Genomic DNA, 12,461 nt, shown 5'->3' with positions numbered 1-12,461 from the left:
ACGAGCCTTTTCCCAAGCCGGAGAGAGACGCCGATGTTCGAACCCCGCAACCCCGCTTTCGCCGAAGCCGCCCGTGCCATCTTCGGTCAGGCCGGTTTCATCACCGATCTCGGCATCGAGCCGGTGGTGGTCGAGCCGGGGCTGGTCGAAAGCCGTGTGACCATCCATCCGCGGCACATGCAGCATGACGGCGTGATCCATGCCGGCGTGCAGATGACCATCGCCGACCACACCGCGGGGGCGGCGGCCTTCACCACCATCGCCGCCGATGAATTCGTGCTGACCACCAGCTTCACCACCAGCCTCCTGAAGGCGGCGCTGGGCACGGAGCTGCGCTGCCGGGCGACGGTGCTGCAGGCGGGGCGCCGGCTGGTGGTGTGCGAATCCGAAGTCTTCGCCGTCAGGGACGACACGCCGGTGCGGGTGTCCAAGGCGGTGGTGTCGCTGGCGGTGCTGCAGCGGCGCTGAGCCGCTGCCTGCGGGCCCGCCCGAAAACTGCCGACCGGCGGAGCCGGCGGCCGGAAGGAGGAGATCCCCCATGACCGATACGCTGTTCGACGATGTCGTGACCCGCATCGGCGAGTATCTGGAAACCGATGTGAGCCACCTCACGCCCGACTCCAAGCTCGCCACCTCGATCGACGGGCTCAACTCGCTCAAGATGTTCGAAATGATCCTCTATCTGGAGGATTGTTTCGGGGTCGAATTCGACGAGGCGGTGATGGATCGGATCGACACCCTGGGCGGGCTCGTCGACCATATCCGTGAACAGCGCGCCGCGGCGGCCTGACGGAGGCAGCCTCAGCCATGAAGCCGATGCGTTGGCCCTGGCGACGGACGGCCGCCGGAGACGACCCGCTGCCGTCCGGCGATCCGGCCCGTATCACGGCCGGGACCCGCGCCGTCGCGGTGACCGGCATCGGCTGCGTCACCGCCTTCGGCCTGGGGCGGGACAGTCTCGACGACGCCCTGGCCGCGGGGCGGGTGGCGGCAGCACCCGTCACCCGGTTCGATCCCGCCCGATTTGCCTGCCGGATCGCGGCCGAAGTGCCGGAACCCTCCCTGCGCTTCGCCCGCGATCATCTTTCGCACGAGCTGGAGCGGATGAGCCTGTTCGTCCGGCTCGCGGTCCATGCGTCCATGGCCGCACTCGGTGCGGATCCGGCGGTGACCGGCCGGCCACGCCTGCCCGAAGGCCGCGGGCTGATCGCCATGGGGGTCGCCATGGGCGGCCTGCCCCATATCGAGCAGGGTGTGTTGAAGCAGGAGCGGTCCGGCCCCCGCAAGACCACGCCCTTCCTGATCCCCTCGCTGATCCCGAACATGGCGGCGAGCATGACCGCACTCAGGCTCGGCTTCGAGGGCCCGCAGGTGACGCTGGCCGGCGCCTGTGCCAGCGGTACCCAGGCCATCGGCCATGCGCTGGCCGAGCTGCGCGCCGGACGGATCGACTGGGCGCTGGCCGGGGGCTCCGAAGCCGTCACCACCCCCATCACCTGGTCGGGCTTCGAGGCGATGCATGCGCTTTCGCGCGGGGGTGCTGGCGATGGGGCGGCGGGGGGTGAGGGGCCGGCGGCGCGGCCCTTCGACGGCGCGCGTGACGGCATGATCTGCGGCGAGGCCGCCGCCATGCTGCTGCTGCACCGGGCGGATACCTGTGAGGGCCGGACGGTGCTGGGCCGGATTCTGGGCTATGCCACCAATTCCGGCGCGCCCGATCTGACCCGCATTCCCGACCGTGAAGGGCTCGCCTGCATGCGCCTCGCGCTCAGGGATGCGGCTGTCGATTCACATGATCTCGGCGCGGTGCTGGCCCAGGCCTCGGGCATGATCACCGGTGATGCGATCGAAGCGGCGGCGATCGCGGAGCTGACCGGCAGCCATCGGCCACCGGTCACCTCGATCAAGGGGGCCACCGGTTATGTCTTCGCCGCCAACGGGCCGGTCAGCACGGTGGCGGCGCTGGGCGCCCTGTCGCGCCGGCGGCTGCCGCCGGTTGCGGGATTCCGGGCCCCATCGGAGGACACCGCCTGCATCGACGTGGTGGCAGGCGCACCGCGGGACATCGATCCCGGCCGGCCGGTGCTGGTCAACAGCTTCGGCTTCGGCGGGATCAATGCCTCGCTGGTGGTCACGCGCTGAGCCGATCAGCCCTGCCGGACCAGCGGCAGGTAGTGATGAACCTGGCGCATGGCGACCAGATCCTTGCGGCGCACGACATTGGTGGGATAGGGCGAGCCTGGCAGGGTGCCGGTATCGATGGTCGCGGTCACCAGGCCTTCGCCTTCGGGAATGAAGGCTTCGCGGCGGGGGAAGGCGAAGCTGTCGGGGCCGAAGATGCCGCTCTTGCCGGCAAAGCCTGCGGCCTCGTCGATATGGTTGGCGGCCACCAGCCAGACATTGTTCTCACCCGCCCGCACCCGGAACAGCAGCCAGTGATGCGGATCGGCGCCGGTCGGGATCGGCGGGTTCTGCGCCACTTTGCTGCCCGGATGGCCGAAGGAGATCCGCCCGGCGATGGCGGCCGGTGCCGCGATCACGTCGACCCCGCGCAGCGCCAGGACGCGGCCGGCCTCGGGGAAGGCGAGGTCATGGCCGATCAGCAGACCCAGCCGCCCGAAAGGCAGGTCGAACACCGCCCACTCGTCACCGGCCGTCGCCCAGCCGGCCTCGGCGGTGGTGAGGTGGATCTTGCGGTAGCGGCCGACGATGCCCTCGGGGCCGACCAGAACCGCGGTCGAATAGCGGGCCTCGCCCTCGGCCTCGATCAGGCCGGCGACGATGTGGAGGCGGTGGCGGATGGCGATGTTGACCAGCCGCGCGATCTCCGGCCCGTCGAGCCCGACGGCATTGGCGGGCGCGGTGCCGGTCAGCGCATATTCCGGCAGGACCAGCAGCACGGCGCCCTTGGCCGATGCCTCGGCCGCGTGCCAGGCTGCCCGCTCCAGATTGGCGGCGGTGTCGTCGCCCGGCGTGAACTGCGCCGCCGCAACCTCGAACACGCCGCCCTGGGGCAGGGCGCGATAGCCGTAGAGGCGGAAGAAGTCGAGCGGGTTCCAGAGGAAGGTGTTGGTCATCAGCTCGGCATAAAGCGCGGGCCGGCGCTGGGTGAAGACCGGCTCGCCCAGCACCTTGCGCGCCCGGGCGCGGGCCAGATCGACCGTGCCGTAGACGACGCCGTCACCGCAGTCGAGCACCGCCTCCATGGTGCCGTCGGGGCCGAGGATGCAGCTGCCGCCCGAGAATTCGACCGTCCGCTCCAGCCCCCAGCGATTGGCCTCGATCACATAGCAGCCGTTCTCGAAGGCGCGGGTGATCCAATAGGGCGCCGGGCAGCGCTCGGCCAGCCAGTTGCTGATATGGCAGATCACGTCCGCCCCGCCCAGCGCGTCGAGGCGGGCGGTCTCGATGAAATGGATGTCCATGCAGACCAGCATGGCGATGCGGCCGATCGGGGTTTCGAACACCGCATGCTCGTCGCCGGCCACCGCCCATTTGGGCTCGGCGATATAGGAATGGCTCTTGCGGTGGCGGCCGATCACGCCGTCGGGGCCGATCAGCACGGCGGTGTTGTGATAGAGGTTCGTTTCAGGGTCGACCTCGGGCATGCCGATGACGATGTAGCAGTCATAGGCATGGGCCAGCACCGCAAAGCGGTCGGTGGTGGGGCCGGGCACCGGCTCGACGAAGGGGGCGACTTCGGCGCGGTCGTACCAGCAATAGCCGGTCGTCCCCATCTCGGGCGTCACGATCAGCTTCGCGCCGCCCTGTGCGGCCGTCTCCACCAGGGCGAGGAGGCGGGTGATGTTGCGCTCCTTCTCGTAGAGCGTCGGCTCGAACTGGACGGCGGCGACCTTGTAGGACGTCTCGGTCATGATGCGGAACTCTCTGTAACCGGAAATTCTGAGGCGGGGGAATGGCCGGGCCGGCCGGTCACACCGCCATGTGGCGGTGGACCAGCTCGTCGGTCAGCGTCTCGATCGGGCCGCCTGCGGCGATGCGGCCCTTTTCGAGCATCACGAAGCCGTGGGCGACCGCGCGGACGAAGTCGATGTTCTGTTCGACCAGGATCACGGTGAGCCCGTGTTCGCGGTTGAGCCGCGCGATCACCGCGTGGATCTCTTCCACGATCGAGGGCTGGATGCCCTCGCTCGGCTCGTCGAGCAGCAGCAGCTTGGGGTTGGCGGCCAGCGCCCGGGCGATGGCGAGCTGCTGCTGCTGCCCGCCCGAGAGCACGCCGCCGCGGCGGTCGTAATTCTCGGGCAGATAGGGGAACAGCTCGGGCACCAGCGCCGGCACCTCGATGCGCCCGTCGGTGCGGGCGAAGGCGCCCATCAGGATGTTCTCGTGGATCGTGAAGTCGGGGATGATCTCGCGGCCCTGGGGCACATAGCCGATCCCGGCCCGTGCCCGGCGGAAGGTCGGCTCGTGGCCGATCTCGATGCCGTCGAGCCGGATGCTGCCGGACATGCGGTCGGTAAGGCCCATGATGGTCTTCATGAGCGTGGTCTTGCCGGTGCCGTTGCGGCCCAGCACCGCGGTGATCCGGCCGGCGGGCGCCTGCAGCGCCACACCCTGCAGCACATGGCTGCGGCCGTAATAGCTGTCGATCGCGGACATCTGCAGCATCAGCCGATCCCCTTCGTGCCGAGATAGGCGGCGCGCACATCCGCATTGGTCTCGATCTCGGCGACCGTGCCTTCGGCCAGAACCCGGCCCAGATGCAGCACGGTGATCCGGGTCGCGATCTCGCGGACGAAGGCCATGTCGTGCTCGACCACCAGCAGGGTGTGGCTGCCCTTGAGGTCGTTGATGATCCGCGCGGTCTTGAGCGTCTCGGCCTGGGTCATGCCCGCGGTCGGCTCGTCGAGCAGGATCACGCGCGGGCTGCGCACCACCAGCAGGCCCAGCTCCAGCCACTGGGTCTGGCCGTGGCTGAGGAAACCCGCGACGGTATCGGCCTCTTGTGTAAGGCCGGTCAGCTCCAGCACCTCGTCCACGCGTCTGCGGCCCGCAGCATCCAGGCCGAAGCCCAGATTTGCCCGGACGGTGGGCGCGCGGAAGGCGGCGACCTCCAGATTGCGGCGCACGGTCAGCTCGCGGAACACGCTCGGGATCTGGAATTTGCGCCCCAGCCCGGCGCGGGCGATGCGGTGTTCGGGCCAGTTGGTGATGTCGGTCTCGTGCAGATGCACGCGGCCCCGACTGGCCCGGGTACGGCCCGAGATCAGGTCCATCAGCGTGGTCTTGCCGGCACCGTTGGCGCCGAGCAGCACCCTGAGTTCGCCGTCGGCGACCGTGAGGTTCACCTCGTCCACGGCCCTGAAGCCGCCGAAGGAGACGCCGAGCCCGTCGAGGGTCAGGGCGATGCCGTGTCTGGTTCCGGCGGTCATTTCCGGCCCTCCGCCTTGCGGGTCGCACCGCTCACCCGGTCGATCAGGTCATGGGCAAGACCGCCCAGGCCGCGCGGCATGAACAGCACCACCAGGACGAAGATCAGGCCGATCACCGCCTTCCAGGCCTCGACCAGGGCTTCGGTCTCGCTGGCGCCGGCCTCGATCATGTTGATGACGATGGCGCCGATGCAGGCGCCGAGCAGGCTGGAGCGACCGCCGACCGCCGCCCAGACCACCATGGTGATCGAGAAGGCGAGGTCCATGAAGGTGGGGGAGGCGAACTCGGCCACCACCACATAGAGCATGCCGGCAAGCCCCGCGATCCCGGCCGAGACTGCGAAGAAGAAGATCTGATAGGCCGGCACGTCGAAGCCCAGATAGCGGGCGCGGGTGGCATCGTCGCGGATCGCCTGAAGCACCAGGCCGGCGCGGGTTTCGACCAGCAGCCGGGCGGCGGCCAGCACCACCAGCAGGGTGATGGCGACCAGATAATAGGTGGCCTGCGAGTAGGGATCGAATTCGAAGCCGCCGATGGTGAGCCAGCCGAGATCGGTCAGACCGTTGAAGCCGTTGGTGAAGGGCTGGGCGTCGATGACCAGCAGCCGGACCAGCAGCACCAGCGCGAGCGTGATGATCGAAACGAACACCCCGGCGATGCGCTTGCGGAACACCACCATTCCCAGCAGGAAGGCGACCGTCACCGGCAGGGCCAGCCCCATGAAGATGCCGAAGCCCTGAGAGATGAAGGGCTGCCACAGGAAGGACGAGCCGGTGATGCAGCAGAGATCGGTCTGTGCACCGGGCTCGGCATTCCAGAGCATGAAGTCCGGCACCGGCGTGTCCGAGCCCTGGGCAAGGCTGGTCGGGCTCGCGAGCTTCAGCGACATGGCGAGCATATAGGCGCCGAAGCCGAAGAACAGGCCCTGGCCGAGATTGAGGATGCCGGCATAGCCCCAGGAGAGAGAGATGGCGACGCCCAGCATGCCGAAGACCAGATACTTGGCCATGCGGTTCAGCCAGAAATCGTCGAGGAAGGCCGGGGCCACCAGAACCAGGCCGGCGAAGGCCAGATAGGCGAGGAGGGTGGTGGTGGTCGAGAGACGCATCCGCATGGCTCAGCGCCCCTTGAACGAGAAGAGGCCGGCCGGCTTCACGATGATGATCAGGATCACCACTCCGAAGACGATGGCGCGCGCCAGGATGTCATTGGTGACCGCGGCCGCGACCGCGTTGATCTCGCCCAGCATGCCGGCCGAGAGAACCGAGCCCAGCAGGCTGCCGACGCCGCCGGCCACCACGACCAGGAAGCCGTCGACCACCATGGAACTGCCCATGTCGGGGAAGACGGTCTTGAAGCCCGACATCATCACGCCCGCGACCCCGGCGAGGCCCGAGCCGAAGGCGAAGGTGAGGGCATTGACCCGGGCGACGTCGATGCCCGAGGCGGCCGCCATGCGCGGGTTGCGGATGATCGCGCGGACCTGCATGCCGATGCGGGTGCGGTACATGATCGCCCAGGTGAGCAGGGTCAGCACCAGGGTGACCGCCACGATGAACACCCGGTAGGCGTTGATCGAGCTGCCGGCGATGGTGATCGTGGTCTGCAGGATCTCGGGCACGGCGACGTTCTGCAGGCCGGGGCCCAGGCCCTGGATGTGAATGCCGAAGAAGCTGAGGCCGAATTCCAGGCGCACCGCCTGCTGCAGCAGGATTGCGATGCCCCAGGTGGCGAGCAGGGTGTCGAGCAGCCGGCCGTAGAGCCGGCGCACCACCACCCGCTCGATCGCCCAGCCGATGGCTGCCGCCGACAGGAAGCCGAGCGGCAGGGCCGCGAACAGCCCCAGATCAAGCCAGATGCCGGAGAGCACGGCGGTATAAGCCCCGATCATCACCAGTTCGCCATGGGCCATGTTGATGACCCCCATGGCGCCGTAGGTGATGGCGAGGCCGAGTGCGACCAGCAGCAGGATCGAGCCCAGGCTGAGGCCGATGAAGAGGATGTCGAGCATGTGGGACGGACTCCACCCGTTGTCGGCCGCCGCAAAAGACCTGTGGGACACAGGGGAAAGGCAGGAGCCTTTGCAGCGGCCGGAATTGGGCGTCAGCCCTTCAGCTTGGCGCTGTCGAGGCCCTTGGCGGTGCAGAACAGATTGTCCGCGGTCTCGCCATAGGCGGCATAGGGCAGCGGGCGGATCGGCTCAGGATAGGCGTTGACCACCTTGCTCTGGCCGTCGGCCTGCCACTGGCCGATGCGCGGGGTCAGATAGGCGTGCAGATTGTCGCCATCGATGGTGACCTTGCCGCCCGGTGCGTCATAGCTCTGGCCGCCGATCGCGGCGCGGATGTCGGCGGCCTTGACCGACCCCGCCTTCTCGGCGGCCTGCTTCCACAGGAAGACCTGGAAATAGGCGGCTTCGAGCGAGTGATAGGTGAGCGCCGCCGGGTCCTTCACGAAGGTGCGGTAGCGTTCGATGAAGCCCTTGTTGGCCGGGGTGTCGAGCGACATGAAATAGGGGAAGGAGGTGTAGCTGCCGGCGGCGTATTCGGCGCCCATGGCCGCGATCTCGATCTCGGAGGTCACGGTCGCGCAGATCGGCACATCGGCCTGGGACATGCCCTGGTTCTTGTATTCGCGATAGAAGGCGACGATCGAGTCGCCGACCACGTTCGAGAGCACCACATCCGCGCCGGACTCCTTGATCTTGCGGACCATGGTCGCCCATTCGGAATGGCCGAGTTCCAGATACTCGTCCGCCACCCATTCGGCACCGGCCTCTTCGATCAGCTTCTTGCTGACCTTGGCCATCTCACGCGGGTAGACATAGTTCGAGCCGACGATGAAGAACTTCTTCTTACCCAGGGTCTTGACGATCCAGGGGATGTAGTTGCCCAGCTGCTGGTTCGGCACCGCGCCGGTATAGACCACATTCTTCGAGCACTCGAAGCCCTCGTAATGGGTCTGGTAGAACAGCATGCCGTCGCGGCGCTCGAACAGCGGCAGCACCGCCTTGCGGCTGGCGGAGGTGTGGCAGCCGAAGACCGCGTTCACGCGGTCGCGGACCAGCAGCTTCGAGGCCTTTTCGCTGAAGGTCTTCGGATCCGAGGCGCCGTCCTCGACGATCACCTCGACCTGGCGGCCGAGCACGCCGCCCTGGGCGTTGACTTCCGAGACCGCCATCATCACGGCATCGGCCAGCATCTTCTCGACGATCGAGAGACCACCGGTCTGGGAATAGAGCGCGCCGACCTTGATCGTGTCGGCGGCCAGCGCCCGGCCGATCAGCGAGGGGGCGGCGACGGCGGCAAGTGAGGCGGCAGCGGTGGATTTCAGCAGCGAGCGTCGGGTGATGCTCATGGGGTCGGTCTCCCGATGACGGTGAGGTGAAGCCTCGGGCGTTTTTGCCCGTGATGTTTGGCGCGCGTGGCGCGGGTCGGAGCCGTTGTCGAAAAAGCGCCGGAAGACCGGGATGTCCGGTCGGCATCCGGGGGGAGGAAGGCCGTCGGTGGAGGGATCTCACGCCTGTCGGGCAGAGCATGAGGCAAATTTCTCCCGTGCTGCGTTCAAGTGGAACGCAGGGGTGTCTGCCTCGTTTTCTGGTCGAGGGTGAATGCCGACAGCCCTGTCGGCGTGGGCATAAAAAAACCTCGCAGACCCCGGAAGGAGGGGTTGCGAGGCATCCTTGCCACGTGCCGGTCGAACATCCCCGTTCTTCCGGCTGCAGCACGGCGTGGCCTGAATTTATACCGGGTGACCCGATTTCAGAGGACGCCGACTGCTGCTCAGATCTTGAGCATGCGCGAATGTTAATCAGCTTTGCGGGGCAGGGTCAAGAGGTCCTCGGTCTTCACGATCGCGGCCGCGATCTCTTCCATCGGTGCCCGGCGTGCCATGGCCTGGCGGCGGATGAACTGATGCGCCTCGTTCTCGCTCAGGCTCTTCGACGCCATCAGGATCGCCTTGGCGCGGGCGAGCGTCTGTTCGCCGACCATCTTGCGCCGCAGCTTGCGGGCCTCTTTCAGCAGCCGCTGGCGTTCCAGCCACAGGCTGCGGGCGATGGCGAGGTTGGTGAGCAGACCGAAGGGCTTGAGCGGCTTTTCAAGCACCGCGAAGGCGCCGCTTTCCAGCACGATCTGGAGCGTGCCCGGATCCTCGTAGCCGACGATGGCGATGATGGTGGGCGGTACCGGTCCCATGGCCTTGAGCAGGCGTTCGATCTCGGCCCGGTATTCCACCGCGATGGTCAGCAGAACCACTTCGGCATTGGCCGGCAGCTCCGCCGGCACCGGCCAGAGCGTGGTGACCATGCAGCCGATGCGCCGGAGATGATCGACCAGAAAGGCGCCCTCCTCGTCCGGTGGATGGACCACCAGAACCTTGAGGCCGAGAAGATCACGCAGCAGGGCGACCGACACGTGGGGGGCGCTCCCGTGAAGGAGGGTCAGAGGCCTGCCACCGGCAGGCCATGGGCCGCCGGGGCGTCGAGACGATATTCCAGCATGTACGGATCGGGGCGGACCCGGGTCTTCGGGTCGTAGACCACGTCGAACTGACCGGCGGCCGTCACCCGGCCGACTTTCGGCCAGAGATGGGTGTGGTTGTTGTCGCGCTCGATCCGGATCCGGCCCTGCGGGGCATCCACCTCGACCTCGTAGAGCTGGGGCAGCAGATCCTGCGCCCGGTCGCTTTCGGCCCGGGCGAGGGCGGCTGCATAGAGATGGACCTGGAAATACGCCGCTTCGGCCGCCGCCGCAATCACCGCATCGGCACCGAAGCGGCGCCGGAAGGCGGCCACGAACCTGTGGTTGGCGGGGGTGTCGATCGCGGCGAAATAAGGCGAGACGCCGATATGGCCTTCAGCGATGCCCGGGGCCATCTGGGCGATCTCGGCCTCGCTGGTCGACTGGCTCGCGATGGGCATGGTGGCCGGGTCGAAGCCTGCGGCACGATAGGCCTCGTAGAACCGGGCGATGCCGTCGCCGACCACGGTCGAGTAGATCACATCCGGCCGGGTGCGACGGATCTGGGCGATGACCTCGTTCATATCGATCTCGTCCACCGCCAGCGGCACATACATCTCGTGCAGCAGGGTACCGCCGGACTGCAGATAGAGATCGGCGATGATGCGGTTGGATTCGTAAGGATAGACGTAGTTCGACCCCACGATGAAAAGTCGCTTGCCGTAATGGGCCGTCAGATAATTCACCAGCTGGACCGAGTTCTGATTGGGGCAGGCGCCGGTGTAGATGCAGCTGCGGGAATATTCGAAGCCCTCGTAGAGGGTGGGGTAGAACAGCAGCGCCTTGCGGGCCTCCACCACCGGCAGCACGGCCTTGCGCGTGCTGGACATGTAGCAGCCGAAGATCACCTGCACCCGCTCCACATCCAGCAGATGTTCTGCCTGGTCGCGATAGAGCCGGGGCGTGGAGGCGGGATCCAGAACCACCGGCTCGATCAGCCGGCCGGCGATGCCGCCCGAGGCGTTGATCTCCTCGATCGCGAGCAGCGTGCCATGGCGCTGGGTACGTTCCACCGCGGCGGTGACGCCGGTGTCGGAGAACAGCACGCCCACGCGCCAGCTATCCGGTATCGATCTCTTGCCCATGGCCCTGCACATAAAAAAAGCCCCCGGCCGGCACGAGATGCCGACGGGAGCTGCCCTGCTCACAATCACACTGCGGAGGTCGTCCGCGTTGGAAACAAGCTACGCCCAATGACGGTGCGTTGCAACATGCTCGGCACCGGGATCGCATGGCAGCCATGCGGAGCGGGCCGTATCGCGGGCTCGACACCGGCCCCCGGGCGCCGGCCATAATCCCGGCCAACGAAACGCGCGCGCGGCACCGTACCGGCGCGCCTGGGTGTGGGAGACCGGATGATGAGTGCGAGCGACCCTGCAACGCCGGACGAGGACCGGATCCCCTGGCGGGCAGCCGCGGCAGCCTTCGCCTCGGTGCTGATCGGTCTGGGGCTTGCCCGCTTCGCCTATACGCCGATGATCCCGGCCCTGGTCCAGGGCGGGTGGTATGACGGCGCGGCGGCGGCAAGTCTCGGGGCGGTCAATCTGGGCGGCTATCTGGCCGGGGCCCTGGCGGCGGCACCGCTGGCCCGCCGGGTGCCGGTGGCCATGCTGATCCGGATTGCGATCGCCCTGACCGTGATCTCCTTCGCGGCCTCGGCCGTCCATCTGGGCTATGGCTGGCTGGCGGTCTGGCGCGCGATCGGCGGCATCACCGGCGCCATCCTGATGATCGTCGCGGTGCCGGCGGCCCTGTCGGCAACCCCGATCCGTCGGCGCGGCCGGGTGGCCGGGCTGGTCTTTACCGGTGTGGGACTGGGCGTGGTGGTCTCGGGCCAGCTGGTGCCGATCGCGGCCGGTTTCGGCGTGGTCGAGGCCTGGGCCATGCTCACCGTCTTCGCCCTGGTGCTGGGCGTGGTCGGCTGGAACGGCTGGCCGCGCGAGGCCGCGGGGCCGGCCGTCGGGGGCGGGCATCTGGGCGTGCCGCCCGCGGCGACCGGGGCCGCGCTCGCCCTGGTCGGCCTTGCCTATGCTCTCGATGCCTTCGGCTTCGTGCCCCATACCCTGTTCTGGGCGGATTACGTCGCCCGCACCCTGGGGCTCGGCCTCGCGGCAGCCGGCGCATCCTGGAGCCTGTTCGGCCTGGGTGCCGCTTTCGGCCCCATCACCGTCGGGCTGGTCGCCGAGCGGATCGGTTTCGGACGCACCCTGGTGGGTGGCCTGGTCATCAAGGGTGCCGCCATCGGCCTCGCCGCCTTTACCACCGCCCCCTGGGCGCTCGCGGCAAGTGCTGCGGTGGTCGGGCTGCTGACGCCGGGCATGGGGACGATGGTCGCCGGGCGGATCACCGAAATCGCGAGCCCGCATCGCCAGCGCCAGGCCTGGGCGGCGATGACCGTGAGCTTCGCTGTGGCACAAAGCCTGTCGGGTTTCGCGATGACGGAATGGTATGCGGTGTTCGGCGAACACCGGCCACTGTTCATCGCCGGAGCAGGAGCGCTGTTCCTGGGGGCGATCGCGGCGGCACTCACCCTCCGCCGTCGCTGAA

Annotated in this window: 12 protein-coding genes; 4 read left to right on the top strand and 8 right to left on the bottom strand. The window is 67.9% G+C overall.

Annotated features, from left to right (window positions below; translation table 11 throughout):
- Nucleotides 1–33 precede the first annotated feature (33 nt).
- The 3 genes from P7L68_RS23530 to P7L68_RS23520 all read left to right on the top strand — a co-directional run bounded on the left by P7L68_RS23530 (nt 34) and on the right by P7L68_RS23520 (nt 2,142).
- Nucleotides 34–468, top strand: a complete 435-nt coding sequence (locus P7L68_RS23530; RefSeq protein WP_296714097.1) for a PaaI family thioesterase — start codon at nt 34–36, stop codon at nt 466–468.
- 70 nt (nt 469–538) lie between these two features.
- Nucleotides 539–790, top strand: a complete 252-nt coding sequence (locus P7L68_RS23525; RefSeq protein WP_372002169.1) for an acyl carrier protein — start codon at nt 539–541, stop codon at nt 788–790.
- Between the two features lie 17 nt (nt 791–807).
- Nucleotides 808–2,142: a beta-ketoacyl synthase gene (locus tag P7L68_RS23520; protein ID WP_372002167.1), complete on the top strand. Its 1,335-nt coding sequence runs from the start codon at nt 808–810 to the stop codon at nt 2,140–2,142.
- Between the two features lie 5 nt (nt 2,143–2,147).
- On the opposite strand, the gene P7L68_RS23515 is transcribed toward P7L68_RS23520, so the two are convergent.
- The 8 genes from P7L68_RS23515 to P7L68_RS23480 all read right to left on the bottom strand — a co-directional run bounded on the left by P7L68_RS23515 (nt 2,148) and on the right by P7L68_RS23480 (nt 10,999).
- Nucleotides 2,148–3,875 (bottom strand): nitrilase-related carbon-nitrogen hydrolase, encoded by a 1,728-nt coding sequence (locus P7L68_RS23515; protein WP_372002164.1) that lies wholly within the window; start codon nt 3,873–3,875, stop codon nt 2,148–2,150.
- Nucleotides 3,876–3,933: 58 nt separating this feature from the next.
- Entirely contained in the window at nt 3,934–4,629 is a 696-nt protein-coding gene (urtE, locus tag P7L68_RS23510; protein ID WP_372002162.1) for an urea ABC transporter ATP-binding subunit UrtE, read from the bottom strand.
- The gene (urtD, locus tag P7L68_RS23505; RefSeq protein WP_372002160.1) at nt 4,629–5,393 is read right to left on the bottom strand and encodes an urea ABC transporter ATP-binding protein UrtD; all 765 of its coding nucleotides are present in this window, start codon (nt 5,391–5,393) and stop codon (nt 4,629–4,631) included. The genes urtE and urtD overlap by 1 nt, the downstream gene beginning before the upstream one ends.
- Complete coding sequence (gene urtC, locus P7L68_RS23500) at nt 5,390–6,502, bottom strand: urea ABC transporter permease subunit UrtC (protein ID WP_372006936.1); 1,113 nt, start codon at nt 6,500–6,502, stop codon at nt 5,390–5,392. Before urtC ends, urtD begins: the two co-directional genes overlap by 4 nt.
- A gap of 9 nt (nt 6,503–6,511) precedes the next feature.
- Nucleotides 6,512–7,405, bottom strand: coding sequence for an urea ABC transporter permease subunit UrtB (gene urtB, locus P7L68_RS23495; protein WP_372002159.1), 894 nt, complete (start codon nt 7,403–7,405; stop codon nt 6,512–6,514).
- A gap of 92 nt (nt 7,406–7,497) precedes the next feature.
- Nucleotides 7,498–8,751, bottom strand: a complete 1,254-nt coding sequence (locus P7L68_RS23490) for a transporter substrate-binding domain-containing protein (RefSeq protein WP_372002158.1) — start codon at nt 8,749–8,751, stop codon at nt 7,498–7,500.
- A gap of 449 nt (nt 8,752–9,200) precedes the next feature.
- A complete protein-coding gene (locus P7L68_RS23485; RefSeq protein ID WP_372002157.1) occupies nt 9,201–9,809 on the bottom strand; it encodes an ANTAR domain-containing response regulator in 609 nt (202 codons plus the stop codon).
- A gap of 26 nt (nt 9,810–9,835) precedes the next feature.
- The gene (locus P7L68_RS23480) at nt 9,836–10,999 is read right to left on the bottom strand and encodes a transporter substrate-binding domain-containing protein (protein ID WP_372002156.1); all 1,164 of its coding nucleotides are present in this window, start codon (nt 10,997–10,999) and stop codon (nt 9,836–9,838) included.
- Between the two features lie 273 nt (nt 11,000–11,272).
- On the opposite strand from P7L68_RS23480, the gene P7L68_RS23475 reads away from it, so the two are divergent.
- Nucleotides 11,273–12,460: a YbfB/YjiJ family MFS transporter gene (locus P7L68_RS23475; RefSeq protein WP_372002155.1), complete on the top strand. Its 1,188-nt coding sequence runs from the start codon at nt 11,273–11,275 to the stop codon at nt 12,458–12,460.
- Nucleotide 12,461: the final 1 nt, after the last annotated feature.

It is taken from the genome of Tistrella mobilis (genome assembly GCF_041468085.1).
Lineage (GTDB): Bacteria > Pseudomonadota > Alphaproteobacteria > Tistrellales > Tistrellaceae > Tistrella > Tistrella mobilis_A.
The sequence above is the reverse complement of the archived record's forward strand: the minus strand, read 5'-3'. Positions and strand labels throughout refer to the sequence as shown.

Excerpts from the sequence above, each read along its gene's own strand:
- urtC (WP_372006936.1), bottom strand. The coding sequence starts at position 6,502 with ATGCGTCTCTCGACCACCACCACCCTCCTCGCCTATCTGGCCTTCGCC.
- P7L68_RS23525 (WP_372002169.1), top strand. The coding sequence starts at position 539 with ATGACCGATACGCTGTTCGACGATGTCGTGACCCGCATCGGCGAGTAT.
- P7L68_RS23490 (WP_372002158.1), bottom strand. The coding sequence starts at position 8,751 with ATGAGCATCACCCGACGCTCGCTGCTGAAATCCACCGCTGCCGCCTCA.
- P7L68_RS23515 (WP_372002164.1), bottom strand. The coding sequence starts at position 3,875 with ATGACCGAGACGTCCTACAAGGTCGCCGCCGTCCAGTTCGAGCCGACG.
- urtE (WP_372002162.1), bottom strand. The coding sequence starts at position 4,629 with ATGCTGCAGATGTCCGCGATCGACAGCTATTACGGCCGCAGCCATGTG.
- P7L68_RS23475 (WP_372002155.1), top strand. The coding sequence starts at position 11,273 with ATGAGTGCGAGCGACCCTGCAACGCCGGACGAGGACCGGATCCCCTGG.
- P7L68_RS23530 (WP_296714097.1), top strand. The coding sequence starts at position 34 with ATGTTCGAACCCCGCAACCCCGCTTTCGCCGAAGCCGCCCGTGCCATC.
- urtD (WP_372002160.1), bottom strand. The coding sequence starts at position 5,393 with ATGACCGCCGGAACCAGACACGGCATCGCCCTGACCCTCGACGGGCTC.
- P7L68_RS23480 (WP_372002156.1), bottom strand. The coding sequence starts at position 10,999 with ATGGGCAAGAGATCGATACCGGATAGCTGGCGCGTGGGCGTGCTGTTC.
- P7L68_RS23520 (WP_372002167.1), top strand. The coding sequence starts at position 808 with ATGAAGCCGATGCGTTGGCCCTGGCGACGGACGGCCGCCGGAGACGAC.
- urtB (WP_372002159.1), bottom strand. The coding sequence starts at position 7,405 with ATGCTCGACATCCTCTTCATCGGCCTCAGCCTGGGCTCGATCCTGCTG.